This window comes from Arsenicicoccus dermatophilus, assembly GCF_022568795.1.
Classification (GTDB): Bacteria; Actinomycetota; Actinomycetes; order Actinomycetales; family Dermatophilaceae; genus Arsenicicoccus; species Arsenicicoccus dermatophilus.
Genome location: NZ_JAKZHU010000001.1, coordinates 2,230,464 through 2,255,159, shown reverse-complemented (window position 1 = coordinate 2,255,159; position 24,696 = coordinate 2,230,464). Strand labels below are relative to the sequence as shown.

Below are 24,696 nucleotides of genomic sequence, written 5' to 3'. Positions count from 1 at the left end.
GGCATACGGACCGACCCGTGGCGAGGCGGAGCGTCGGTGCGGGGGAGGGGAACCGGGCTGATCGAGAGGGTGGTGGCATGGCGGACAGACGCACCGGGTGCGCGTGGTCGGTGTGGGCCGTGCTGGTGTGGGTCCTGTGGCTGGTGTCGAAGAGATTCCTGATGGGCGCCACGTGGTCGGAGGCCGTGGTCCATGCCGCGGTGATGACGGTGGGCCTGGGCGTCATCCAGTGGCTCGTCGACGTGTGGCTCCGGCGTCGCCGCGGCCGACGGGGCTGAGGCCGGTCGGGTCGTCCACAAGAGGGAGGGGTCAGTGCGGCATTCCGTGCGGCGTCCACAGGGGACAGGAGAGCTCTGCGCCCGGTGTCGCGGGGCGGTGAGGCTGGGCGGACGACCCCACCGCGGGGTATCCACCCTCACACCTGGAGAGAGTCATGCACGAGTCCATCGTGACCGTCACCGGAAACCTGCTCGCCGACCCCGAGCTGCGGATCACCAAGACCGGTGACCAGTTCGCGTCGTTCCGCCTGGCGTGCACCGAGCGCCGCCGCGACCGCAACGGCGTGTGGGGCGACGGCCACACCAACATCGTCCGGGTCACCTGCTTCCGCACCCTCGCGCAGAACGTCATGGGCAGCCTCGGGTCCGGCAGCCGCGTCGTCGTCACCGGACGGCTGCGCATCGCCACCTGGGAGACCGAGGAGCGCCGCGGCACCAGCGTCGAGATCGACGCCCACGCGATCGGCGCCGAGCTGACCTTCGCCCACGGCCGCCTCACCCGCGGCGTGTGGTCGTCGGTGGCCGACCGGATGGACGACGCCGAGCTCCAGCGGCTGCGCCAGGGCGACGACGGCGAGACCTCCCCGGGGCGTCCGGCGACGCAGGGGTATGGCGGGAGCATCGGCCCCCTCGTCCCGGCGCACGACGAGCAGACCGGCGAGGTGCCCGACGCCGAGCCGGGCGCCACGGCGGAGCGGGACGACCTGGACACCCTGACCGACGAGGAGCTGGCGCTGGCGGGGTTCACGCCGGCGGGCGAGGACGAGGGCGCGACGGAGGACGCCGCGGACCGCGAACCCGCCCTGGTGTGACCGGGCGTGGCGGCGCGGGAGCGGCCCCTGGCGGGGCGGCGCCGACCGGCGACGCCCCGCCAGGTCGCGGATTGGGTGAGGTGCGCGCGGACCGATAGCCTGACCTGCATGGCGGAGTTCATCTACACCATGACCAAGGCCCGCAAGGCGGTCGGTGACAAGGTCATCCTCGACGACGTGACCATGTCCTTCTTCCCCGGGGCGAAGATCGGCGTCGTCGGCCCCAACGGCGCCGGCAAGTCGACGATCCTGAAGATCATGGCGGGGCTGGACCAGCCGTCCAACGGTGAGGCGCGGCTCTCGCCGGGCTACTCCGTCGGGATCCTCATGCAGGAGCCCCCGCTCAACGAGGAGAAGACCGTCCTCGGCAACGTCGAGGAGGGCCTCGGCGAGATCAAGGCCAAGGTCGACCGGTTCAACCAGATCTCGGTCGAGATGGCCGAGGAGGGCGCCGACTTCGACGCGCTCATGGAGGAGATGGGCAAGCTCCAGGAGGAGATCGACCACGCCGACGCGTGGGACCTCGACTCCCAGCTGGAGCAGGCGATGGACGCCCTGCGCTGCCCCCCGCCGGACGCCGACGTCACCGTCCTGTCCGGTGGTGAGCGTCGCCGCGTCGCGCTGTGCAAGCTGCTGCTGAGCAAGCCCGACCTGCTGCTTCTCGACGAGCCCACCAACCACCTCGACGCCGAGTCGGTGCTGTGGCTCGAGCAGCACCTCGCGAGCTACCCCGGCGCCGTCCTGGCCGTCACCCACGACCGGTACTTCCTGGACAACGTCGCCGAGTGGATCTGCGAGGTCGACCGCGGTCGCCTCTACCCCTACGAGGGCAACTACTCGACCTACCTGCAGAAGAAGGCCGAGCGCCTCGAGGTGCAGGGCAAGAAGGACCAGAAGCTCCAGAAGCGCCTCAAGGACGAGCTGGAGTGGGTCCGCTCCAACGCCAAGGGGCGGCAGGCCAAGTCCAAGGCGCGACTGGCCCGCTACGAGGAGATGGCCGCGGAGGCCGAGCGCACCCGCAAGCTCGACTTCGAGGAGATCACCATCCCGCCGGGCCCGCGTCTGGGCAGCACGGTGATCGAGGTCAAGGAGCTCAAGAAGGGCTTCGGCGACCGCGTCCTCATCGACGGGCTGTCGTTCTCGCTGCCGCGCAACGGCATCGTCGGCGTCATCGGCCCCAACGGCGTCGGCAAGACCACGCTGTTCAAGACCATCGTGGGTCTGGAGCAGCCGGACGCCGGTGACGTGCGCGTCGGGGAGACCGTCGACATCTCCTACGTCGACCAGAACCGCGGCGGCATCGACCCCAACAAGAACCTCTGGGAGGTCGTGTCCGACGGGCTCGACTTCATCCAGGTCGGCAAGGTCGAGATCCCCTCCCGCGCCTACGTCTCGCAGTTCGGCTTCAAGGGGCCCGACCAGCAGAAGAAGGCCGGCATCCTGTCCGGTGGCGAGCGCAACCGCCTCAACCTGGCGCTCACCCTCAAGCAGGGCGGCAACCTGCTGCTCCTCGACGAGCCCACCAACGACCTGGACGTCGAGACCCTCGGCTCCCTGGAGAACGCGCTGCTCGAGTTTCCCGGCTGCGCCGTGGTCATCAGCCACGACCGGTGGTTCCTCGACCGCGTCGCGACGCACATCCTGGCCTACGAGGGCACCGAGGAGGACCCCTCGCGCTGGTACTGGTTCGAGGGCAACTTCGAGTCGTACGAGAAGAACAAGATCGAGCGTCTCGGCGAGGACGCCGCCCGCCCGCACCGGGTGACCTACCGCAAGCTGACCCGCGACTGAGGCAGTCCCCACGCGAGCGGCCCCGCACCCCTTCCCGGGCGCGGGGCCGCTCGCGTCGCGTCAGGTCCTGCCGGCTCCGGCAGCGGCATACGAGCTGATGTGCCGCGCGGCCTGGTGTGCCGTGCAGGGGGATCAGGCGCCGGACTCCTTGAGGCGCAGCATGCCCTCCTGGGCCACCGAGGCGGCGAGCACACCGTCGCGCGTGAACATGCGCCCCATGCCGAGCCCCCGGCCGCCCTGGGCGCTGGGGGAGTACTGCGTGTAGAGCATCCACTCGTCGACGCGCGCGGGCCGGTGGAACCACATGGCGTGGTCCAGGCTCGCCGCCCGCAGCCGCCGGTCGACCCAGGCCACGCCATGACGGCGGATCACCGGCTCGAGCAGGGCATAGTCGCTGGCGTAGGCCATCACCGCCGCGTGCACCAGCGGGTCGTCCGGCAGCGTGCCGATCGCCCGCAGCCACAGCTCCTGGTGGGCGACCTGCTCGGTGGCGGGCACCGACCACAGGTCGCCGTCCACGTGGCGCAGGTCGATGGGCCGGCCGTAGGCGAGATGGCGGGCGGCCGGGTGGTCGACGGCGCCGTACTTCTCCTCGACGCTCGGGAGCTCCTCCGGCGTCGGCACCGGGGGCATCGGGTCCTGGTGGTCCATGCCGCCCGCCGGCTCCTGGAAGGACGCGGTCATGGCGAGGATCGCGTGCCCGTCCTGCAGGGCGTGCACCCGCCGGGTCGAGAAGGACCGCCCGTCGCGAACTCGCTCGACGGAGAAGCGGATCGGCTTGTCCACCGACCCGGGGCGCACGAAGTAGGCGTGCAGCGAGTGGATGGGCCGGGCGGGCTCGCCGGCCGCCGTCTCGATGGTGCGTCCCGCGGCAATGATGGTCTGGGCGAGCACCTGCCCGCCGAAGACGCGCCCGTGCGGCTGCCACTGGCTCTGCCCCTCGAAGATCTCGCGGTCGGGATCGCCGAGGATCTGCTCGGTGAGGAAGGACTCCGGTCCGGCGTCCGAGCGCGGCGAGATCGTCGTGCGCGCGGTGCCGAGGTGTCGCAGGTCCAGCAGCTGGAGGAGCTCGTGGAAAGGGTCGTGGGTGGGGGAGGTCACGGCGCCAGGGTAGCCTCCCTGGCCCGTCCGGCTGATCTCTCCCACCTGGTGCTCAGGTGTTGCCTGCCCCGCGTCAGGGGCGGCTCCAGCGTGAGCCTCATCCGGACGACCGTCCCGGGTTGACGACGCCGTCACCTGGGGGAATCCAGGTCTCGCACCCGCATCACCGCCCAGGGCCACGAGGCCGTCGCCGTCGTGACCCGCGCCCGGCTGCCCTACCGCCTCTTCGTGCTCAAGGGCCCGGGCTCGCACCAGCGCGTCGTGGTGGACGTCGCCCACCGCTGGTGACCTGTCGCGTGACGGTCGGTCAGCCGGCCACGGCCAGCGCGAAGGGGAGCACTCGCGTCGCCCCGGCCCGCCGCAGCGCCCGGGCCGCCACGGTCATGGTCCAGCGGGAGTCGACCAGGTCGTCCACGAGCAGGACGGCACCGGGGCTGAGCTCGAGGTTGTCCCGGACGATCGGCGGGACGGCCACCCGGTCCCAGACCCCGGCCAGCCGGAAGGCGCTGTTGCCGCCGCGCTCGCCGGTCGGTCCGCCGTCGACGAGCTCGAGCGGCCCGAGGTCGACCATCCGGCCCATCGAGGCGAGCCCCCGCGCGAGCGACTCCACCAGCTGCGGCCGGGTCCGCGACGGCACCCAGGTCACCGCGAACGGCCGCTCGTCCCAGCCCCAGTCGCGCAGCACCGGCACGCAGGCCCGCAGCAGCGCCTCGTCGACCGGCGCGTCCGGGCCCGACACCAGCGCGCGGACCCGCTGGCCCCAGCCGAGGTCGGTGAGGCGGGCGAGCGCGCGCCCCGGGTCGGCCTGCTCGGCCGCGGCGATCTTGCCCTTGACCTCCACCCCGAGACGTGGCATCCCGGTCGGCCACTGGGCGCGCGGCTCGAGGAGCACCCCGGGCTTGTCGAGCCGGGTGCGTGCCTCGACCACCGCACCCTCGGGCACGTCGGCGGGGAACCACGGCCCGGCGCACACGTCGCACCGGCCGCACGGCTCGGCGCTGGGGTCGTCGAGGACCCGCTGCAGGAAGGCCATCCGGCACTCCTCGCCGCGCTGATAGGTGAGCATCAGCTCGGCCTCGCGGTCCCGGGCCTGCGCGACGCGGGCGTAGCGCTCGGCGTCATACACCCAGGGTCGGCCCGTGCCCGTCCAGCCGCCCTGCACGCGACGGACGGCGCCGTCGACGTCGAGGACCTTGAGCAGCAGCTCGAGCCGGGTGCGGCGGACGTCGACGATGGTCTCCAGGGCGGCCGTGGACAACGGCCTGCCCGATGCGCCGAGGGCCGCGATCACCGCCTCGGCCTGCTCGGGACGCGGCATGGACGCGGACGCGAAGTAGGACCAGATGTCCCGGTCGGCGGGCGACGGCAGCAGCAGCACGTCGGCGCGGCCGACGCCACGGCCGGCACGACCGACCTGCTGGTAGTACGCGACCGGTGAGCTCGGCGACCCCAGGTGCACCACGAACCCCAGGTCGGGCTTGTCGAAGCCCATCCCCAGCGCGCTGGTCGCCACCAGGGCCTTGACCTGGTTGTCCCGCAGCATGGCCTCCAGCTGCTCGCGGTCGGCGGGGTCGGTGCGCCCGGTGTAGGCCCGCACCTCGTGCCCGGCCTGGCGCAGCGCCTCGGCGACGTCCTCGGCCCCGGAGACGGTGAGGGAGTAGATGATCCCGCTGCCCGGCAGCGAGGCCAGGTGCGCGGTGAGCCAACCGAGCTGCTGCTCCGCGGAGCGCAGCCGCAGCACCCCCAGCCGCAGCGAGTCGCGAGCCAGGGAGCCCCGCACCGTGAGGACCTCGTGGCCACCGGTCTCGAGCTGCTCGGCGACGTCGTCGACCACCCGGGCGTTGGCCGTCGCGGTGGTCGCGAGCACCGGGACGTCGGCGGGCAGCTCGCCGAGCAGGTCCCGGATCCGGCGGTAGTCCGGCCGGAAGTCGTGCCCCCAGTCGCTGACGCAGTGGGCCTCGTCGACCACGAGCAGCCCGCAGCGCGCCGCGAGCCCGGGCAGCTGCTCGTCGCGGAAGCGCGGGTTGTTGAGGCGCTCCGGGCTGACCAGGAGCACGTCCACCTCGTCCGCCGCGAGCGCCGCTGCCACCTCGCCCCAGGCCTCGGGGTTGGCCGAGTTCATCGACACCGCACGGACGCCCGCGCGCCCGGCCGCCGCGATCTGGTCGCGCATCAGCGCCAGCAGCGGCGACACGATGATCGTCGGCCCGGCCCCCGCCGCCCGCCGCAGCGCCGTCGCCACGAAGTAGACCGCCGACTTGCCCCAGCCCGTCCGCTGCACCACGAGCACCCGCTGCCGCGCCGAGACCAGCGCCGCCACCGCCTCCAGCTGACCGTCGCGGAAGTCCACGTCGGGCCGCCCGACGAGCCGCCGCAGCGCCGCCACCGCCTGCTCGTGCAGCTGCGGGTCGACCGCCTCCGCGACCCCGCTGCCGCCACGGGCCACCCCGACCACACCCTCGTCGTCCGTCATGGCGCCCACCCTAGGACCGCGCACCGACATACACCCGGCACCATGCGTGATGATGGATGCCATGCCTGCCCACGCCCCACGCCCGTACTCCGTCGAGATCCCGCTCCGCTGGAGCGACATGGACGCCTACGGTCACGTCAACAACGTGCAGTACCTCCGCCTGCTCGAAGAGGCGCGCGTCGAGGGCTTCCACGCGTGGTTCGGCGAGCACGACCCGGTGCTCGGGCGCGGAGTCCTGGTGGCCCGCAGCGAGATCGAGTACCACCTGCCCCTGGAGTACCGCCACGCCCCGGTCGTCGTGGACATGTGGGTCAGCCGCATCGGCGGAGCGTCCTACGACCTCGACTACGTCATTCGCGACCCCGAGCGCGTGGGGGAGCGGACCTATGCCGTCGCGACCTCGACGATGGTCGGCTTCGACTTCGCGGACGGGCAGCCGCGACGCATCGACGACCGCGAGCGCGCCGTCCTGGACCAGCTGCTCGGCGACCCGGTGGCCCTGCGGCGGCGGCGATGACCGAGGGCGTCGAGCTGCACCTGGCCGACGAGCAGACGGCGTCCGACCTGCGCACCTATGCCGGGCGTGCGGCGTCCCTCGACCGCTCGGCGGCGATCCGGCTGCAGGTGGTCGGGACCGTGCTGGCGGCCTATGCCCCCGTGCTGCCGGGGAGCGGGCTCCTGTCCCAGGGGCTGGTGCTGGGCCTGCGCACCTGTCGTCTGGCGCAGCCGGCGGACCTGGACGTGACCGTGCCGGTGGCCGGGCTGCTCGACCGGTTCGCCCGGGAGGCGGGGACCACCCTGTCGGTGCCACCGACCCAGGTGGCCGCGCCGTGGGCAGGACAGGCGCCTCCGCGGTCCGGGTGGGAGCTCGTGGGGGAGGTGCCCGGCTCCGACCTGACCCGCGCAGCCGAGGCCGGGATCGCCGAGATCGCCTCGGCCACGGGGTCTTCCGCCGCGGCGCTGGCCGTGGCCGAGCTGCGTCGGCGGGTGTGGGCGCGCCCCGTGCCGACCGCCGCCGTCGCGGCTTCCTCGCCGTCCGGCCAGGCGCCGGCAGGCGGCCCGTCGTCCTGTCCGGCTGTCGCCGCCACCGTGGCGGACCTGCCGTCGGGGGTGGCTTTCGCGGCTCACGTGCTGGGCTTCGTGGGTGCGGCGCCGGCCGTGGTCTATCGCAGCGGGCCGTGGTTGCGGCTGTCCACGCCCGTCGGGCACGTGCTCACCCGCTGACCGGCCTACGTCCGCACCGCCTCACGGGCCACCCGATCCACCTGCGCCCGCTCCACCCGCGCCCGGGCCCTCGCGCCCCACCCGCGCCCGGGCCTTCGGGGCCAGGCTGGCCCCGAAGAGTACGTCATGGGCCTTCTTCGAACGTGCCACGGGGCCAGCCTGGCCCGGGGTGCACGGTGGGGGACGGCGAGGTGGGGCCGGGCGCGCGGCGGCGGGGGTATGCCGGGTCGGCGGCGGGCGCGGTCAGGCCGCCGGGCGGGCACGTCGGCCCGCCGCCACCACCAGCAGCCCGGACGCCGCGCACACCGACCAGAGCGCCACGTAGGCTCGGGCGTCGAGCCCGGCCCCGCGGTGCAGCCCGGCGAACACCGCCCCGGTGACGGCCACCCCGAGCGCGGACCCGAGGGTGTCGGCGAGCTGCAGCGACGCGGAGGTCTGGCCGTGGTCGGCCACCGGGGTCAGGTCGAGCCCGAGCACGGAGATCGTGGACATGGCGAGCCCCATCCCGAGCCCCATCCCGGTGACCGCGACGGGCACGAGCCACGGCGTCAGGCCGAGCCCGGCGACCAGTGCGAGCCCGACGAGCCCGGCGGCCAGGGCGATCCCGCCCAGCCCGAGCAGCCGATAGCGGTCGCGCACGAAACCCTCCCGCCCCTGCAGCGCCGCCCCCAGCGACCACCCGAGCGAGCCGAGCGTCATCATCACGCCGGCCGTCGTGGCCGAGGCGCCACGCTCGGCGACGAGCATGAGCGGCACGAAGGTGATCGCCCCGTTGAACCCCGCGGTCAGCAGGAACCTCGCCATCGTCACCGATGGCAGCCCGCGCGCGAGCCGCAGCGTGCCGGGCGGCACCAGGCGCGGCGCGAAGCCCGCGACGACCAGCAGCCCGAGCGCCCCGACGGCCAGCGGCAGGGCCTCCAGCGGCTCGACGTGCTGCGAGCCCCACTGCAGCGCCCCGGCTCCCAGGGCCACGAGCATCCCGGCGACGGCGCTGCGGCGGTGCTCGGCGCGGTCGCGCCCGGAGCCCACGTGCCCGGGCGGGGCGACCACCCGGCGGCGTGCCCAGGTCAGGGCGGCGGTGACCAGCACGGGCGGCACGCACACCAGGAAGACCCAGCGCCAGGACAGCGACTCGGTCAGCCAGGCGGCCAGCAGCGGGCCGATGATCGACGGCAGCACCCAGGCGGCGCTGACCCAGCCGAAGACCTGGGGCCGCAAGGACTCCGGATAGGCGCGCCCGATCACGACATACAGCGCGACGACGAGCAGCCCGCCTCCGAAGCCGGCCACGACGCGCCCGGCCAGCAGCATCGGGAAGCTCGTGGACACGCCCGCCAGCGCCGACCCGAGCGCCAGCCCGGCCTGCCCGACGAGGGTGACCGGCAGGGGTCCGCGCAGGTCGCACCAGGTGCCCGCGAGCACGGTCCCGAGCAGCTGCGCGGACAGGAACAGCGAGAACACCAGGCCGTAGGACCGCACCGCGTCCAGCTCGCGCGCCACGGCGGGCATCGCGGTCGTGACCGCCATCGACTCGAAGGCCACCAGCGTCACCTGGGCGAGCATGATCAGGGTGACCAGCCGGTATGTCGGCGCCAGCGGTCCTGGGGTCGGGTCGTCGTGAGGGCTTGCGTCGGTCCGGGGGTGGGTGCTCACCGATCCACGCTAGCGGTCGTCTCGTCCGGCTCGTGCCACTGGCCCCGCTCGGCGAGCACGGCGCGCAGCACGTCGATGGCGTCGCTCACCAGGCCGTCGACCCCGAGGTCGAGCAGCTCGTGCATCTCGGCGGGGTCGTCGATGGTCCAGACGTGGACCTGCTTGCCGCGTCGGTGCACGGCGGCCACGAAGTCCGGTGTGACGAGCTCGATCTCGCGCCCGGCGAGGGTGTGGCGTCGAGGGATCTGCAGCACCGGCGCCGGGGTGCGCAGCCACTGGCTCACCAGCCGGGGCAGGAACCGCAAGGTCGCGACACCGGGCCCGCCCGCGGCCGTGGCGACGCGCGGGCCGAGCAGCTCGCGGGCGTGGCTGAGGCGGCGCTGCGAGAAGGACCCGAGGCAGACCCGGTCCAGGGCGCCGGCGGCCAGGATCGCCTGGGCCGCCGGGACGACCGCGCCGGGGGACTTGAGGTCGATGTTGAACCGGGCGTCCGGAAGGGCCTCCAGCAGGTCGGACAGCAGCGGGACCGGCTCGCCGCCCACCCGCGCCCGGCGCACCTGCTCCCAGGTGAGGTCGGCGATGGCGCCGGAGCGGTCGCTCACCCGGTCCAGCCGGGTGTCGTGGAGCGCCACGAGGTGCCCGTCGACGGTGGCGTGGACATCGGTCTCCAGATAGCGATAGCCCAGGTCGTAGGCCGTCCGGAAGGCCGCCAAGGTGTTCTCCCGCCCCACGTTGGGGGCATAGCGGGCGCCGCCCCGGTGCGCGAGCGCGATCGGCGCGGGGGAGTCGAAGTACGGGAAGTCCGAAGCCCTCACGAACGGACATCCTCGCACCTGGCGGCACCCGCGGAGGCGCTTCCGCGGGAGAGGACAGCCTGGACGGGGGCTGACGGCCCGCGCCCGGCCGGGCGCTCCCGTGCGTCAGGCGTCGGGGCTGTTGACCAGGAAGTTCGCGGCGTTGGTGAGGTAGTGCCGCAGCGCCTCGTCCAGCGGCGGGTCCAGGTGCAGGGTGTCGGCGGCCGCCATCATGTGCTGCAGCCAGTGGTCCCGCATCCGAGGGGTCACGGCGAAGCCCACGTGCCGCATCCGCAGCCGCGGGTGGCCGCGCTCCTGGGAGTAGGTCGTCGGGCCGCCCCAGTACTGCTCCAGGAACATCCGCAGGCGCCGCTCGGCCGGGCCGAGGTCCTCCTCGGGATACAGGGCGCGCAGCTCGGGGTCCTGCGCCACCCGCAGGTAGAACTCGCGGGTGAGCTGCTCGAAGGCCGCGGCCCCGCCCATGGCGTCGTAGAAGGTGGTCGCGTCCCCGCGGCGGGGGCCGGGCTGCGGGAGCCGGTGGGGCTGGCTGGGCTCCGGCCGGGCCGGGCCGGGCTGAGCGGCGTCGGCGTCGGCGTCGGGCCGGGCGGGGTCAGGCTGCGGGGCAGGGGGCTGGGGCGCGTCGGCGGGCGTCACTTGGGGGTCTCCGACCCGGCATACGGCAGGACGCCCGGGCCGAAGCTCGGGACGACGGGCACGGTCGGCAGCGAGATGCCCTCGGCGCTCAGGGTCGCCATCACGCGGGAGCGCACCTGGCGGGCGACCACGATGGACTCGTTGGGGGCGCACTTGACGATGATGCGGACGGTCGCGACGCCGGCGCTGATGGACTCGACCCCGCCGACCTCGGGCTCCTCGGTGATCTTGCCGTCCAGCTCGGGATCGGTGTCCATGCCGCGCACGGCCCGGGAGATGATCGGCAGGACCCGCTCCATCGGCTCCGTGACCGGCACGGGGATGTCCACCAGGGCGGTGGACCAGCCCTGGGAGCGGTTGGCGACGCGCAGGATCTCGCCGTTGCGGATGTACCAGATGACGCCGTTGAAGTCCCGGATGGTGGTCAGGCGCAAGGAGACGTTCTCGACCGTGCCGATCACCTCGCCGGTGTCGACGACGTCGCCCACGCCGTACTGGTCCTCGACGATCATGAACATCCCGGACAGGTAGTCCTTGACCAGGCTCTGCGCGCCGAAGCCGAGCGCCACACCACCCACGGACGCCGAGGCGAGCAGCGGGGCCATGTTGAAGCCGAGCGCCTCGCCGATCATCAGGGCGGCGACGAAGGCCACGACCACCGTGGTCACCGACCGCAGCACCGCGCCGAGGGTGCGCACCCGCTGCTCCTGGCGGGTGGCGCTGATGAAGGCCGGGTCGCCGAAGATCTTGGACGCCCGCCGCATCTGGCGGGACAGGATCGGCAGCTCGGAGGTCTGCACCCGCTGGGTTCCCGCGGCCCGCTCCTCGGCGGCCCGCGAGCTGAGCAGGAGCCCGTGCACGAAGCCGTTGATGGCACGGTGGACCAGCCACCGGGTCGCGATGGCGCCCAGGACGATCATCACGACGCGCAGCGGGGCCCCCTGGGCCCAGGCGAGGGCGCGGTCCCAGGAGATCGCCAGGGGGTCGAAGGTCGCTGACAGGCGGGGGCTCTCGCGGGGGAGTGGCGCGGGGGCCACGGCGTGGACGTCGGCGGGGGACAGACCTGCCGGACGGGGCAGGGAGGGCAGGGGTACGGCGACGCGCATGGCTCCATCATGGTCGCTCCACCTTGGGGCGGGCTGTCAGCGCCGCAGCGCCGGTGCTCCGTGACAGACTGCTGCCGTGACCGACGCCGCCGTGACGCCGCCTGCCGACGACCCCACCGTCTCCCCCCTCCGGGCCCCCGCGGACGCCCCCGTCCAGGACCCCTCGCAGGACGGCGAGCCGCCGTCCGGGGAGCTGCTCGAGCTGGCCCGGGCTCATGGCGTGGCGACCGAGTACTGGGGCTGGCAGGGCGAGCACACGGTGGTCCCCGCCCGCACGATCGTCGCGGTGCTGGCCGCCCTCGACGTCGAGGCAGGCGACCCGGTCGCCGTGCGCGCGGCGCTGGAGCAGGTGCGCGACCGGGAGTGGCGGCGCGTCCTGCCGCCCGTCGTGGTGATGCGCACGGGCGAGTCCCGCGAGCTCGCGGTCCACGTGCCGCACGGCACCTCGGTCACCGTCGCGGCGCACCTCGAGGACGGCACCACCCAGGACCTGGAGCAGCTCGACAGGTGGGTCGACCCCCGTCACGTGGACGGTGCGCAGGTGGGGGAGGCGACCTTCCGCCTGCCCGAGCGACTTCCGCTGGGCTGGCACGAGATCCGCGCGACGGTGGGTGACGCCGGTGAGGCGGCCACCTGCCCCCTGGTGGTCACCCCGGACCGTCTGCTGGTCGACCCCTCGCTGGTGTCGCGTCCCGCCGCCGGGGTGATGACCCAGCTCTATGCCACGCGCTCGTCGCGTTCCTGGGGGATGGGCGACGCGGCCGACCTGGCCGAGCTGGCCTCCTGGGCCGGCGAGGACCTGGGCTGCGACTTCGTGCTCGTCAACCCGCTGCACGCGGCCGAGGCGGCCCCGCCCGTCGAGCCCTCGCCCTACCTGCCGACCACGCGACGCTTCGTGTCGCCGCTCTACATCCGGGTCGAGGACATCCCCGAGACGGCCTACCTCACCGCGCAGCAGCGCTCGCTCCTGCAGTGGCAGGCCGACGACGCCATCCGCCTCAACGATGCCGACGTCGTCGACCGGGACGCCTCCTGGCGGCTGAAGGAGGCGGCGCTGCGGCTCGTGCACCTGCAGGAGCGCTCGCCCCGGCGTGAGCGGGCCTTCCAGGCCTACTGCGAGCGGGAGGGCCAGGGGCTGGTCGACTTCGCCACCTGGTGCGCCCTGTCCGCCCGGTATGGCGAGGACGCCGGTGGCTGGCCCGAGGAGCTCGACGACTCCTCGTCCCCGGCCGTGGCCGCCGCCCGCGAGGAGCTCGCCGACGAGGTGCGGTTCTACTCCTGGCTGCAGTGGATCGTCGAGGAGCAGCTCGCCGCCGCGCAGCGGGCCGCCCTCGACGCCGGGATGCGCGTCGGGCTGGTCCACGACCTGGCGGTGGGGGTCCACCCGAGCGGCGCGGACGCCTGGGCGCTGCGCGACGCCCTCGCCCGCGGCGTCACCGTGGGGGCTCCCGCAGACCAGTACAACCAGCTCGGCCAGGACTGGTCCCAGCCGCCGTGGCGCCCCGACCGGCTCGCCGAGCTGGGTTACGCGCCCTACCGCGACATGCTGCGCACGGTGCTGCGCTCGGCCGGCGGGCTGCGCGTTGACCACGTCATCGGGCTCTTCCGCCTGTGGTGGATCCCGCAGGGCTGCAAGCCCTTCGAGGGCACCTACGTGCGTTACGACCACGACGCGCTCGTCGGCATCCTCGCGCTGGAGGCGCACCGGGCGGGCGCCCTGGTCGTGGGTGAGGACCTGGGGACCGTGGAGCCGTGGGTGCGCGAGTACCTCGCCGAGCGCGGGGTCCTGGGCACCTCGATCCTGTGGTTCGAGCGGGACTACGCCGGTGGCGGGGCGCCCTTCCAGCCCGAGACCTACCGTCGCCTGTGCCTGGCCACGGTGACCACCCACGACCTGCCTCCCACCGCGGGCTACCTCAAGAAGGTCCACATCGACCTGCGCGAGGAGCTCGGCCTGCTCACCCGGTCCGCCGAGGAGGAGCGTGCCGCCGAGGAGCGTGACCAGGAGGACGTGCTCGCCCTGCTGCGCTCGCGCGGCCTGCTGCGCGACGGCGCCTCCGACGAGGAGACGGTGGCTGCGCTGCACAAGCTGCTGTCGTGGACCCCGGCGCTGCTGCGCGGGATCTCGGTGAGCGACCTGGCCCAGGACACGCGGATCATCAACCAGCCGGGCACCGACGAGGAGTACCCGAACTGGCGGATGCCGCTCGCGGGCCCAGACGGCCGACCGATGCTGCTGGAGGACCTGATGCGGTCCGAGTGGCCCCGTCGCCTGGCGCGCACCCTCACCTGACCCAGGTCGCCCGCAACGCTCGACGACTTTTAGTTAGGTAAGCCTTACCTAACTCCGCTATCGTCCGGTCTCGTGACTTCTGCCAATCCTGCTTCTGCACTGCTGGTTCCGCGGACCGTCGAGGCCTACGAGGCGGCCCTGCACGACACTGTCGGGCGGCTCGGCCGTCACCTGCGCTCCGTGCCCCACCCCTCCGCCGGGCCCTGCGTCGAGGGCACCAGGCGCGCCGTGGCCGACGTCGATCTCGACGCCCCGGCCGTGAGCCTGGACGCGGCGCTCGACGAGCTGGGCCCGGCCTACCTCGACTCGGCGATGCACTTCCACCATCCCCGCTACGCCGCCCACCTGAACTGTCCGGTCACCATCGCCGGACTGGCCGCGGAGCTCGTGGCCGCCACCCTCAACTCGAGCATGGACACGTGGGACCAGTCGGGCGGGGCCACCCACATCGAGCAGGCCGTCGTCGACTGGACCTGCTCGCGTCTCGGTCTGACCGGCGGCTCCGGAGTCTTCACCCCCGGCGGGACGACCTCCAACCTCCAGGCCCTCCTGCTGGCCCGCAGCGAGGCCCGCGCCACCGGAGCCCGGCTCGAGCAGCTGTCGGTCCTGGTCAACGAGCACGGTCACTTCAGCATCGCCAAGGCCTGTCGGGCTCTCGGGCTGGCGCACGACGCGGTGGTCCCGGTCCCGCTCGACGCGGACGGCCGGATGTCACCGGAAGGGCTGGCGCGCACCATCGAGCACACGCGGTGGTCCGGGCGCGAGGTCATGGCCGTGGTGGCCACGGCCGGCACCACCGACCTCGGGATCGTCGACCCGTTGCGCCCGATCGGCGAGGTGTGCGCCCGGACCGGGGCCTGGCTGCACGTCGACGCGGCGTATGGCGGGGGCCTGATCACGTCCACACGTCATCGCGGTCTGCTCGACGGGGTGGACCTGGCCGACTCCGTCACCGTCGACTTCCACAAGACCTTCTTCGTCCCGATCGGGGCGAGCGCCCTGCTCGTGGCGCGGCCCGTGACCCTCGGCCACGTCACCCACCACGCGGACTACCTCAACCCGGCCGGGTCCGGGCTGCCCAACCTCGTGGACCGATCGATGCAGACGACGCGCCGGTTCGACGCCCTCAAGGTGTGGCTCACCCTGCGGGCGGTCGGGGCCGATGCGGTCGGTCGGATGATCGACGACGTGATCGACCTCGCGTACCGGGTCGCCGACCGGATCGAGGCGGCCGAGGACCTCGAGCTGTACTCCCGACCCACCCTGTCCACGGTGGTGCTGCGGGCCCTGCCGCCCGACCCCGGCGACCGGGCGAGGTTCCTGGAGGACCCGCAGCTGGCGGACGAGGTGACCCGGAGCACCCGTCGGTTGCTGCTGGACGAGGGCCACTCGATCGTGGCGGGCACCACGCTGGACGGCCGGGCCTACCTCAAGCTGACGCTGCTCAACCCGACGGCCACCGACGACGACCTGGCCGCGGTGCTGGACGACGTCAGCCGGGCAGCCCGCAGGGCCCACGAGCAGGTCCTGGTGGAGCAGGGCTGCCGTCCCGCCGTCCGCGAGGAGGTCCCCGCATGACTCGTCACACGAGCGCCCAGCCCGTCACGACACCCGCTCCCACCACCGATCCCGTCGTCCACGACGTCGTGGCGATCGGCCTCGGGCCCTTCAACCTGGGACTGGCGGCCCTGGCCGAGCCCGTCGACGGCCTCGACGTCGTCGTGCTCGAGCGGGCCGAGGAGTTCCGGTGGCACCCCGGGCTGATGATCGAGGGCACCACCTTGCAGGTCCCCTTCCTGGCCGACCTGGTCACGCTCGCGGACCCGACCTCCCGCTGGTCCTTCCTCAACCACCTCAAGGCGGTGGGGCGGCTCTATCCCTTCTACATCCGGGAGACCTTCGTCCCGCTGCGCGCAGAGTACGACGCCTACTGCCGGTGGGTGGCGGCCCGGCTGCCGGGCCTGAGGTTCGGCCACGAGGTGGTCTCCGTGACCCGGCGCGGGGAGGGCGCCGACGCGGTCCACGAGATCGTCGCCCGACGCACGGACGGCGAGCAGGTCGTGGTGCGCGGCCGGCACCTCGTCGTGGGTGTGGGCACCGAGCCGGTCGTGCCGCCGGGCCTCGCCGGGGCCCTGTCCCAGCTGCCGGGCCGGGTGCTGCACTCCGCCGACTACCTCAGCCACCGCGAGGCCCTGCGCTGCGCGTCGGCCGTCACGATCGTCGGCTCCGGGCAGAGCGCCGCGGAGATCTACCGCGACCTGCTCGGCGGGCTGGATCTGGCGTCCCAGCGCCTCGACTGGCTCACCCGGTCCCCGCGGTTCGCGCCGATGGAGTACGCCAAGCTCACGCTGGAGCTGACCTCCCCGGACTACACCGCCTACTTCCACGGCCTGCCGGGGGCCGAGCGGGACCGCCTGTGCGGGCAGAACCGACTCCTCTACAAGGGCATCAGCTCCCGCGCGGTCGACGAGATCTTCGACCTGCTCTACCAGCGCCGGGTCGAGCTGGAGCTCGCCCGGGAGCACGACGCCACCCTGCCAGCGTCCGTGCCCACCCTGGTGCGTCCCGCCTCCTCGCTGGAGTCGGTGACGGAGGTGTCCGGTCGGCTGAGGCTCACCTGGCGGCACACCGAGACGGGTCAGGGTTTCGAGTCGGAGACCGACCACGTGGTGCTCGCCACGGGTTACGCCCCGCGGCGGCCCTCCTTCCTCGACGGCCTGGCCGCGCACCTGCGCCTGGACGACCGCGGGCGGCTCGACGTGGCCCGGGACTTCACCGTCGACGACGCGGGCCTGGTCCTGGTGCAGAACGCCGAGGAGCACACCCACGGTCTCTCGGCGCCGGACCTGGGGATGGGCCCCTGGCGCAGCGCCCAGATCATCAACCAGGTGACCGGCAGGGAGGTGTACCCGGTGGAGGACCGGATCGCCTTCCAGACCTTCGGCCCGCAGGCGGCGTCATGAGCACGGCGACGCTCGACCCGACGGCCCTGACGACCCCGGTGGGGCCCATGGACGCCCATCGACTCCTCCCGGCGTCCGTCACCGCGTGGACCCCCCTGCTGCACGCCTGGGTGACCCACCCACGATCGGTGTTCTGGGGCATGGGCGCCGCCGCCGAGGACGAGGTGACCGCCGCCTACGCCGCCATCGCGGCCGACCCCCACCACGACGCCTTCGTCGTGCTGCACGCCGGTCGACCGACCGCGCTGGTCGAGACCTACGACCCGCAGCACAGCTCCCTCGCGGGCCACCCCCTCCTGGAGCCCGGCGACGTGGGGATGCACCTGCTCGTCGCCCCACCCGCAGCGGGCGAGCGCACCCCGGGGCTCACCGCGGCGCTGCTGGGCGTGGCCGTCCGGCTCGCCCAGCACCGCCCCGGGGCCCATGCGCCCCGCCGGGTCGTCGTCGAGCCCGACGAGCGGAACACCGCGATCCACGCGCTCAACGCCCGGGCCGGGTTCACCGTCCTCGAGCCGGTGCCGCTGCCCGACAAGACGGGACTGCTCAGCGTGGTCACGCCGGCGGACTTCGCGGGCAGCGAGATCGGGCGGGCCACCCTCGCCCCGGTGCCCGCCCACCTCACCCCGGCGGCCATGGACCAGGCCCAGAGGCACCTGTGCGCCAAGGCGATCCGCGAGCTGAGCCACGAGCGGCTGGTCGCCCCCGAGCCGGGGGAGCAGCCGGGCTCGTGGCGGCTCACGACCCGCCACGAGCCGCTGACGACATACACCTGGACGGGGACGGTCCTGCCTCTCGAGCACCCGGTGGTGCAGGAGGACAGCCTGGCCCGACACGTGGGTGGTGCCCCGGCACCGTTGGACGCCCAGGACCTGATCACCGAGCTGAAGGAGCAGATCGGCCTGCCGGACCAGCTCCTCGGGACCTACCTGGAGGAGATCGCCGCCACCCTCGCCGGTCACGCCTGGAAGTCCACGCACCACCGGCGGACCAGCCAGGAGCTGCTCCACGCGGACCTCGCCACCGTCGAGGCCGCCATGACCGAGGGGCACCCGTGCTTCCTCGCCAACAACGGCCGCCTCGGGTTCAGCCTCGACGACCACGAGCGCTTCGCCCCGGAGGCGGGCGCCGACGTCACCCTGGAGTGGCTCGCCGTGCGGCGCTCGCTCGCCCACCTCGCCCTGGCCCAGGACCTGGACGAGGACGAGCTCTGGCGCAGCGAGCTGGGCCCGCGGCGGGCGTGGTTCGACGCGCGGCTGGCCGCCCTGGGACACCGCCCGCAGGACTACCTCTACCTGCCCGTGCACCCCTGGCAGTGGCAGCACAAGCACCAGATCACCTTCGCCCCGGACGTGGCTCGCGGTGACCTGGTCCACCTCGGGCCCGGCGACCGCTATCGCGCCCAGCAGTCGATCCGGACCTTCCTCGACGTCGAGCACCCGCAACGGCGCTACGTCAAGACAGCCCTCGCGATCCAGAACATGGGCTTCCTGCGGGGTCTGTCCCCGGCCTACATGCAGGCCACGCCCCTGATCAACGACTGGGTCGCCGGGGAGGTGGCCGACGACGCGGAGCTGACCGATCGCGGGTTCACGGTGCTGCGCGAGGTCGCCACGGTGGGCTACACCGGCGACGCCTACCATCGCGCAGCGGTGTCGCCCGCCCCGCCTCAGCAGAAGATGGTCGCCGCGCTGTGGCGACAGAGCCCCGAGGGCCTCGCCGACCGGGCTCGGGGCGAGTCGCTGCGGACGATGGCCTCGCTGCTGCACCGGGACGGGCAGGGCGAGGCGCTCGTGACGGCGATGATCAGGGCCTCCGGGCTGCCCCCGGCCGACTGGGTGTCCCGGTGGCTGGACGCCTACCTGCGCCCGGTCGCCCACTGCCTGCTGGCGCACGACCTGGCGTTCATGCCCCACGGCGAGAACGTGATCCTCGTGGTGCGCGACCACGTGGTGGCGCGGGTGGTGATGAAGGACATCGGCGAGGAGTGCGCGGTGCTGACCGACCGGCCCCTCCCGCCCGGGGTCGAGCGGATCCGCTCCGTGGTGCCCGCCCAGGAGGCGGCGCTCGCGATCTTCACCGACGTGTATGACGGGGTCCTGCGTCACGTCGCCGAGATCCTGCACGTCGACGGGGTGCTCCCGGCCGACGACCTCTGGGGCCTGGTGCACGCCTGCCTGGACCGGCACCGGCGTGACCACCCGCAGCTGCACCGGCGGGTCGACCTCTTCGCCGAGGACTTCGCCCACTCCTGCCTCAACCGGCTGCAGCTGCGCAACACCCTGCAGATGGTGGACCTCGCCGACCAGTCGGGGTCCCTGATGTATGCCGGACGCCTGACGAACCCTGCCTCGGACGCCCGCCGACGCTGACGGCAGGACGAGCCGGCGGTGGTCGGATCCGCCTGGGCGGCGACGCCCGGCGGACCTGCCCACCGCCGGCAGGTCAGGCGCGGTCGCGGGCCTGGACCCGCAGCGCCCGAGCGACGGCGTCCCGCTGCTCGGTGATGGTGCGGACCAGCCCGGCGGGGGCGTCCGCGTTGGCGGCCAGCCACGCCTCGGTCGCGTCGAGCAGCGCCTGGTCGGCGAGCACGAAGGGATAGAAGGACGACGCGACGACCTCGCCGAGCGCGAAGGAGTGGCGGTCCCACATCCCGCGCAGCATCTCGAAGTAGCGCGTCAGGTAGGGCCGGACGAGCTCGACGTCGCGGACCCGGGTGAAGCCCGCGCCCGTCGCGCCGAGGATCGTGTTGGACTCCGACCTGTCCTCGATCCCCCGCTTCCACGCCGCGGCCTTGGCCTGCGCGGTGGGGATGGCGGCGAGCGCCAGCGCCGCGTGCTCGTGCCCGGACGCGGTGTTGTCCCGCTCCCGCTCGGTCTCGACGTCGGCGGCGTCGGCGCGACCGCCCGCGGCCAGCGCGGTCAGCAGCGTCCAGCGCATGTCGGTGTCGACGGCCAGGCCCTCCAGGGTGGTGGACCCGTCGAGCAGCCCGGCCGCCAGGTCGAGCTCCTCGGGGCGCTCGGAGATCGACATGAGCGCCGAGACCAGCTGCAGCTGGGCGTCCGACCCCGGTCGGGCCGCCTCGGCGAGCCCGCGCAGGGTCGAGGCGACGGACGTGCGCACCGAGGCCCGTGCGGCCGGGTCGACATACGCCGTGACCGTCGTGGCCAGCTGGGCCAGCAGCACCCGCAGGAGCGTGGAGTCGGTCTCGCCGTCTATGGCCCGCAGGGCCAGGGCGACGTAGTCCTGCGCCCGCATCTCGGCGTCGCGCGTCATGTCCCACGCCGCGGCCAGCGCCAGGGAGCGCGGCAGCGAGTCGGTGAAGGCGCGTGGGTGCTCGACGACGGTGCGCAGCGAGGCCTCGTCGAGGCGCAGCTTGGCATAGGCCAGGTCGTCGTCGTTGACCAGCAGCAGGTCGGGCATCCGGCGCCCGGCGAGCATCGGCAGCTCGGTGCGCTCGCCGTCGAGGTCGATCTCCTCGCGCCACACGCGGACCAGCGCGTCGCCCTGCAGCTCGTAGCCGCCCACGGCCAGGCGGTGCGGTCGCAGCACCGGGAGCTCCGCCGGCGCGGTCTGCTCGACGGCGCAGGACTCGATGGTGCCGTCGGTCACGGTGACGACCGGGTGCAGGGTGTTGACGCCGGACTCCTGCAGCCACAGCGCCTGCCAGCGGCCGAGGTCGCGCCCGGAGGTCGCCTCCAGCTCGGTCATCAGGTCGCCGATGGTGGTGTTGCCCCACTTGTGCTTGGCGAAGTACGCGCGGATCCCGTCGCGGAAGGCCTCGCGCCCGACGTATGCCACGAGCTGCTTGAGCACGGACGCGCCCTTGGCATAGGTGATGCCGTCGAAGTTGGTCTCCACGTCGTGCAGGTCGCGGATGTCGGCGGCGATGGGGTGGGTCGAGGAGAGCTGGTCCTGGCGGTAGGCCCAGGCCTTCTCGGCGGTGCCGAAGGTCGTCCACGCGGACTCCCAGCGGGTGGCCTCGGCCTGCGCGGTCGTGGACGCCCACTCGGCGAAGGACTCGTTGAGCCACAGGTCGTCCCACCAGGTCATCGTGACCAGGTTGCCGAACCACATGTGCGCCAGCTCGTGCAGGATCGTCAGGGCGCGGCGTTCGACGGTGGCCTCGGAGACCTTCGCGCGGAAGACGTACATCTCGTGGAAGGTCACCGCCCCGACGTTCTCCATCGCGCCCATGTTGTACTCCGGCGTGAAGATCTGGTCGTACTTGGGGAACGGGAAGGGCTGGTCGAACTCCTCCTCGAAGAACGCGAACCCGCGCCGGGTGATGTCGAACAGCTCGTCGTGGTCGACGTGCGGCGTCAGCGACCTGCGGCTGAAGATCCCGAGCGGGATCTCCCCGGCGCGCGTCTGCACCGAGCTGGTCACCTTGTCGTAGGGGCCGGCGATGAGGGCCGTGATGTAGGACGAGATGCGCGGGCTGGGCGCGAAGGCCCAGGTGGCGGCGGCGACTCCGTCCCGGTCGCCCGCAGGCGTGGGCTCGGGGGTGGGGGAGCAGGAGATGACCTGCCAGTGGGCCGGGGCGGTCACGGTGAAGGTGAACTCGGCCTTGAGGTCGGGCTGCTCGAAGACCGCGAACATGCGCCGCGAGTCGGGCACCTCGAACTGCGTGTAGAGGTAGACCTCGCCGTCGGCGGGGTCGACGAAGCGGTGCAGGCCCTCGCCGGTGTTCATGTAGGTGCCGGTGGCCCGGACGAGGAGCTCGTTGCGGGCTGCCAGCTGCGGCAGGCGGATCCGGCTGTCGGCATACACCTCGCCGGGGTCCAGGGAGGTGCCGTTGAGCACGATCTCCTGGACGGAGTCGCCGACGAAGTCGACGAAGGTCTCGGCTCCCTCCTCGGCCGCGAAGCGGATGGTGGTCGTGGTGGCGAAGGTGGTGGGACCGGTCATCAGGTCGAGGGCGACGTCGTAGGACGCGTCGCGGACGACCTGGGACCGGGCACGCGCCTCGTCGCGCGTGAGGTTGGTGCCAGGCACAGCGGGGGCCTTTCGGTGGTGATGCGCCCGGCGGAGCGAGCCGGGCGAGATGGCCTGCCCATCCTCGCAGGTCGCTCTCCATGGACGAACGGTGGCACGGTGTTACTGGCAGGATGGTGACTGTGACTCAGGACACCAGCACCGCCGCGCCCGCTCCGTCCGTGGAGATGTTCTTCGACCCCGTCTGCCCCTGGGCGTGGATGACCTCACGCTGGCTGATGGAGGTGGAGCGGCAGCGGGACCTGTCGGTCACCTGGTCGGTCATGAGCCTGTCGGTGCTCAACGAGGGCCGCGACCTGCCCGAGGACTACCGCGCGCTGATGGACCAGGCGTGGGGCCCGGTCCGGGTCGTCATGGCGGCCCGCGCCGAGCACGGAGACGAGGTCGTCAAGGCGCTGTACGACGAGATGGGCACCCGCATCCACCCGGGCGGCACCAAGGACTACGCCGCGGTGATCCGCGAGTCCCTCGACGCCGCAGGCCTGCCCGCGTCGCTCGCCGAGGCCGCCACCCCGGTCGCGGGCGACGACGTGGACACCGCGCTGCGCGCCTCGCACCAGCGGGCCATGGACCTGGTGGGCGACGAGGTGGGCACCCCGGTCGTGCGGGTCGGCGAGGTGGCGTTCTTCGGCCCCGTCGTGTCGCCCGCCCCCCGGGGTCAGGACGCGCTCGACCTGTTCGACGGGTGCGTGCTCGTCGCCGGGACGCCGGGCTTCTTCGAGCTCAAGCGCACCCGAGACGTCGGCCCCCAGCTCTGATCGCCGCCAGTAGGTTTCCGACCACCCCCCCACATCCGAGGAGAACCATGCGTATCCACATCGGCGCCGACCACGCGGCCCTCGAGGCCAAGACCGCGATGATCGAGCACCTGCGCGCCGCCGGCCACGACGTCGTCGACCACGGCCCCTTCGCCTACGACGCCCTCGACGACTACCCGGTGTTCTGCCTGCGCGCGGCGGAGGCCGTGGCGGCCGACCCCGACTCGCTCGGCTTCGTCCTCGGCGGGTCCGGCAACGGCGAGCAGATCGCGGCCAACAAGGTCAAGGGCGTGCGCGCCGCCCTCGCGTCCAGCGTCGAGCTCGCCCGGCTGGCCCGGCAGCACAACGACGCGCGGGTCCTGTCGATCGGCGGACGCTTCACCACGCCGGAGGACGCGCTCGCGATCGCCGACGCCTTCGTCGCGACGCCATTCACCCACGAGGAGCGTCACGCCCGCCGCATCGCGATGCTCGACCACTACGAGGAGACGGGGGAGCTGCCCGACCTTCCGGAAAGCGCACGCGGGCTCCGGTCCTGAGCGGGGACCGGGTGGATCCTGGGTGTCCCGGGCGGCCCTCAGGGGACTTTCACGTTCCGTGAGTGTCCGATGTCGCCACTGCCTGAATTGCTCCGGCCCGTAAGGGTGAATGTCCCCTCGATGGCCCAGCCCGTGTGGGCCTTTCGACCACGAAGAGTGCCCCTCACGTGGTTGAGTAGGGGTGCACCCCACCCCACCGGATTCTCACGGAAGAAGCCTCATCTTCATGGCTGTCCACACCGGACCTCACCTGCGTCCGAGCGCCCCTGTCGTGACCTGGTTCATCGCCCCGCTGCTGGTCGCTCTGGGCGTCGTCCTCGCCTTCGCGACGGTGGTCACCGTCGTCATGGGCATGGCCCCCTTCGCGGTGGCCGCGATCATCGCCCTGGTCGCCTCGGTGGCCGGCTTCTGGTCGGTCCTGGACCGACCTAGCGCCTGACCTCCGTTCCGGCTCAGCCGGATTCGCTCGTATGTCGAAGGCCCCGCCGTCCGGCGGGGCCTTCGCCGTGCCCGGCACCTGGCCCAGGCGCCGCGGGGACGCGCCGCCGACGAGGGGGTCAGTCCGCGGTGCCGCCGTCCTGGGGCGGAGCCAGGGCGCGGTAGGTCTGCTGCTCCTCGTCCCAGACCCAGCCGCCGCCCGGCTCGCCCGTGCTCAGCACCGGGGCGAGCGCCGGCCACCGGGACACGACATAGCCCCAGGGCTGCAGGAGCACGTTCTCCGGGTCGTCCAGCTCCGCGTCGGTCTCGTCGCTCACCAGGAGGCTCCAGCCCGAGTCGCCCTCGTCCGCGGTCTCGGTGCGCGCCACGAACCCGGGCCGCAGGTTCTGCTCGTGCAGGCGCCGGCTCACCCAGACGGCCTGCGCGGACTGCGGGTTCTCGTCCCAGACCGCCATGACGTGCTCGGGACCGAACTCCACGGGGTCCCCGCGGTGCAGGCTGACGAGGGCGGAGGGGGTGTTGTCCAGCCGTCCGGCATACCGCCCGTCGGCGTCCGCGGACGTCACCTCCACCCACATCCGCTCCCCGAAGGGTCCGCACTCGGGCGGGTCGACGAGGTCGAAGCCCAGCTTGACCAGGTCCCCGGCCCACAGACCTGCGCGGACTTCACGGGAGGGGATGGCGAGGCTCTCCGGGTCGGCGGCCGCCAGTGCCTCGGCGTCGACCAGCTGGTAGTCCATGACGTCTCCTCGGCGCGGGCGCGTGCAGGGGGGCGTCGCTGATCCCGCCCCCGGGTGGGAGGCCAGGTGGCCTCCGCCCGCGCA

Annotated in this window: 21 protein-coding genes; 13 read left to right on the top strand and 8 right to left on the bottom strand. The window is 73.3% G+C overall.

Annotated features, from left to right (window positions below; all coding sequences use genetic code 11):
- Positions 1-77: 77 nt before the first annotated feature.
- From MM438_RS10325 to ettA, 3 genes are all read left to right on the top strand, one after another.
- Positions 78-278 (top strand): hypothetical protein, encoded by a 201-nt coding sequence (locus tag MM438_RS10325; RefSeq protein ID WP_241452389.1) that lies wholly within the window; start codon positions 78-80, stop codon positions 276-278.
- A 155-nt stretch (positions 279-433) separates the two neighbouring features.
- Entirely contained in the window at positions 434-1,090 is a 657-nt protein-coding gene (gene ssb / locus MM438_RS10320) for a single-stranded DNA-binding protein (RefSeq protein WP_241452387.1), read from the top strand.
- 108 nt (positions 1,091-1,198) lie between these two features.
- Positions 1,199-2,881, top strand: a complete 1,683-nt coding sequence (gene ettA / locus MM438_RS10315) for an energy-dependent translational throttle protein EttA (protein WP_241452386.1) — start codon at positions 1,199-1,201, stop codon at positions 2,879-2,881.
- A 132-nt stretch (positions 2,882-3,013) separates the two neighbouring features.
- Here ettA and MM438_RS10310 read toward each other — a convergent pair whose 3' ends face one another.
- A complete protein-coding gene (locus MM438_RS10310; protein WP_241452385.1) occupies positions 3,014-3,982 on the bottom strand; it encodes an acyl-CoA thioesterase in 969 nt (322 codons plus the stop codon).
- Between the two features lie 135 nt (positions 3,983-4,117).
- On the opposite strand from MM438_RS10310, the gene MM438_RS16940 reads away from it, so the two are divergent.
- Entirely contained in the window at positions 4,118-4,270 is a 153-nt protein-coding gene (locus MM438_RS16940; RefSeq protein WP_420914040.1) for an AMIN-like domain-containing (lipo)protein, read from the top strand.
- A gap of 19 nt (positions 4,271-4,289) precedes the next feature.
- Here the strand turns inward: MM438_RS16940 and MM438_RS10305 are convergent, their stop codons facing one another.
- Positions 4,290-6,455 carry a RecQ family ATP-dependent DNA helicase gene (locus MM438_RS10305; protein WP_241452384.1) on the bottom strand — a complete coding sequence of 722 codons (2,166 nt, stop codon included), beginning with the start codon at positions 6,453-6,455 and terminating at the stop codon, positions 4,290-4,292.
- A 61-nt stretch (positions 6,456-6,516) separates the two neighbouring features.
- Between MM438_RS10305 and MM438_RS10300 the strand changes: the two genes are divergently transcribed.
- Positions 6,517-6,972, top strand: coding sequence for an acyl-CoA thioesterase (locus MM438_RS10300; RefSeq protein WP_241452383.1), 456 nt, complete (start codon positions 6,517-6,519; stop codon positions 6,970-6,972).
- Positions 6,969-7,679, top strand: coding sequence for a DUF8185 domain-containing protein (locus tag MM438_RS10295; RefSeq protein ID WP_241452382.1), 711 nt, complete (start codon positions 6,969-6,971; stop codon positions 7,677-7,679). The genes MM438_RS10300 and MM438_RS10295 overlap by 4 nt, the downstream gene beginning before the upstream one ends.
- Positions 7,680-7,922: 243 nt before the next feature.
- Here MM438_RS10295 and MM438_RS10290 read toward each other — a convergent pair whose 3' ends face one another.
- The 4 genes from MM438_RS10290 to MM438_RS10275 form a co-directional block, all read right to left on the bottom strand.
- Positions 7,923-9,332: an MFS transporter gene (locus tag MM438_RS10290; protein WP_241452381.1), complete on the bottom strand. Its 1,410-nt coding sequence runs from the start codon at positions 9,330-9,332 to the stop codon at positions 7,923-7,925.
- Entirely contained in the window at positions 9,329-10,147 is an 819-nt protein-coding gene (locus MM438_RS10285) for a glycerophosphodiester phosphodiesterase family protein (protein WP_241452380.1), read from the bottom strand. Before MM438_RS10285 ends, MM438_RS10290 begins: the two co-directional genes overlap by 4 nt.
- A 105-nt stretch (positions 10,148-10,252) precedes the next feature.
- On the bottom strand, positions 10,253-10,780 hold the full coding sequence (locus tag MM438_RS10280) for a globin (RefSeq protein WP_338155537.1): 528 nt from the start codon (positions 10,778-10,780) through the stop codon (positions 10,253-10,255).
- Entirely contained in the window at positions 10,777-11,886 is a 1,110-nt protein-coding gene (locus tag MM438_RS10275) for a mechanosensitive ion channel family protein (protein ID WP_241452379.1), read from the bottom strand. Before MM438_RS10275 ends, MM438_RS10280 begins: the two co-directional genes overlap by 4 nt.
- 76 nt (positions 11,887-11,962) lie before the next feature.
- Here MM438_RS10275 and malQ point away from each other — a divergent pair, with 76 nt between their 5' ends.
- The 4 genes from malQ to MM438_RS10255 all read left to right on the top strand — a co-directional run bounded on the left by malQ (position 11,963) and on the right by MM438_RS10255 (position 19,511).
- Positions 11,963-14,179 carry a 4-alpha-glucanotransferase gene (gene malQ, locus MM438_RS10270; protein WP_407568155.1) on the top strand — a complete coding sequence of 739 codons (2,217 nt, stop codon included), beginning with the start codon at positions 11,963-11,965 and terminating at the stop codon, positions 14,177-14,179.
- Positions 14,180-14,251: 72 nt separating this feature from the next.
- Positions 14,252-15,757 (top strand): pyridoxal phosphate-dependent decarboxylase family protein, encoded by a 1,506-nt coding sequence (locus MM438_RS10265; protein ID WP_241452378.1) that lies wholly within the window; start codon positions 14,252-14,254, stop codon positions 15,755-15,757.
- Positions 15,754-17,142 (top strand): lysine N(6)-hydroxylase/L-ornithine N(5)-oxygenase family protein, encoded by a 1,389-nt coding sequence (locus MM438_RS10260; protein ID WP_241452377.1) that lies wholly within the window; start codon positions 15,754-15,756, stop codon positions 17,140-17,142. Before MM438_RS10265 ends, MM438_RS10260 begins: the two co-directional genes overlap by 4 nt.
- Positions 17,139-19,511: a GNAT family N-acetyltransferase gene (locus MM438_RS10255; RefSeq protein ID WP_241452376.1), complete on the top strand. Its 2,373-nt coding sequence runs from the start codon at positions 17,139-17,141 to the stop codon at positions 19,509-19,511. The genes MM438_RS10260 and MM438_RS10255 overlap by 4 nt, the downstream gene beginning before the upstream one ends.
- 73 nt (positions 19,512-19,584) lie before the next feature.
- On the opposite strand, the gene pepN is transcribed toward MM438_RS10255, so the two are convergent.
- Complete coding sequence (gene pepN, locus MM438_RS10250) at positions 19,585-22,137, bottom strand: aminopeptidase N (RefSeq protein WP_241452375.1); 2,553 nt, start codon at positions 22,135-22,137, stop codon at positions 19,585-19,587.
- Positions 22,138-22,250: 113 nt separating this feature from the next.
- Here pepN and MM438_RS10245 point away from each other — a divergent pair, with 113 nt between their 5' ends.
- The 3 genes from MM438_RS10245 to MM438_RS10235 all read left to right on the top strand — a co-directional run bounded on the left by MM438_RS10245 (position 22,251) and on the right by MM438_RS10235 (position 23,873).
- A complete protein-coding gene (locus MM438_RS10245) occupies positions 22,251-22,895 on the top strand; it encodes a mycothiol-dependent nitroreductase Rv2466c family protein (protein WP_407568154.1) in 645 nt (214 codons plus the stop codon).
- Positions 22,896-22,942: 47 nt separating this feature from the next.
- A complete protein-coding gene (locus tag MM438_RS10240; RefSeq protein WP_241452374.1) occupies positions 22,943-23,434 on the top strand; it encodes a ribose-5-phosphate isomerase in 492 nt (163 codons plus the stop codon).
- Positions 23,435-23,660: 226 nt separating this feature from the next.
- The gene (locus tag MM438_RS10235) at positions 23,661-23,873 is read left to right on the top strand and encodes a hypothetical protein (protein ID WP_241452373.1); all 213 of its coding nucleotides are present in this window, start codon (positions 23,661-23,663) and stop codon (positions 23,871-23,873) included.
- A gap of 118 nt (positions 23,874-23,991) precedes the next feature.
- Here the strand turns inward: MM438_RS10235 and MM438_RS10230 are convergent, their stop codons facing one another.
- Positions 23,992-24,612, bottom strand: a complete 621-nt coding sequence (locus MM438_RS10230) for an immunity protein Imm33 domain-containing protein (protein ID WP_241452372.1) — start codon at positions 24,610-24,612, stop codon at positions 23,992-23,994.
- Positions 24,613-24,696: the final 84 nt, after the last annotated feature.

Excerpts from the sequence above, each read along its gene's own strand:
- MM438_RS10325 (WP_241452389.1), top strand. The coding sequence starts at position 78 with ATGGCGGACAGACGCACCGGGTGCGCGTGGTCGGTGTGGGCCGTGCTG.
- ssb (WP_241452387.1), top strand. The coding sequence starts at position 434 with ATGCACGAGTCCATCGTGACCGTCACCGGAAACCTGCTCGCCGACCCC.
- ettA (WP_241452386.1), top strand. The coding sequence starts at position 1,199 with ATGGCGGAGTTCATCTACACCATGACCAAGGCCCGCAAGGCGGTCGGT.
- MM438_RS10305 (WP_241452384.1), bottom strand. The coding sequence starts at position 6,455 with ATGACGGACGACGAGGGTGTGGTCGGGGTGGCCCGTGGCGGCAGCGGG.
- MM438_RS10300 (WP_241452383.1), top strand. The coding sequence starts at position 6,517 with ATGCCTGCCCACGCCCCACGCCCGTACTCCGTCGAGATCCCGCTCCGC.
- MM438_RS10295 (WP_241452382.1), top strand. The coding sequence starts at position 6,969 with ATGACCGAGGGCGTCGAGCTGCACCTGGCCGACGAGCAGACGGCGTCC.
- MM438_RS10275 (WP_241452379.1), bottom strand. The coding sequence starts at position 11,886 with ATGCGCGTCGCCGTACCCCTGCCCTCCCTGCCCCGTCCGGCAGGTCTG.
- MM438_RS10260 (WP_241452377.1), top strand. The coding sequence starts at position 15,754 with ATGACTCGTCACACGAGCGCCCAGCCCGTCACGACACCCGCTCCCACC.
- MM438_RS10255 (WP_241452376.1), top strand. The coding sequence starts at position 17,139 with ATGAGCACGGCGACGCTCGACCCGACGGCCCTGACGACCCCGGTGGGG.
- MM438_RS10245 (WP_407568154.1), top strand. The coding sequence starts at position 22,251 with ATGGTGACTGTGACTCAGGACACCAGCACCGCCGCGCCCGCTCCGTCC.
- MM438_RS10240 (WP_241452374.1), top strand. The coding sequence starts at position 22,943 with ATGCGTATCCACATCGGCGCCGACCACGCGGCCCTCGAGGCCAAGACC.
- MM438_RS10235 (WP_241452373.1), top strand. The coding sequence starts at position 23,661 with ATGGCTGTCCACACCGGACCTCACCTGCGTCCGAGCGCCCCTGTCGTG.
- MM438_RS10230 (WP_241452372.1), bottom strand. The coding sequence starts at position 24,612 with ATGGACTACCAGCTGGTCGACGCCGAGGCACTGGCGGCCGCCGACCCG.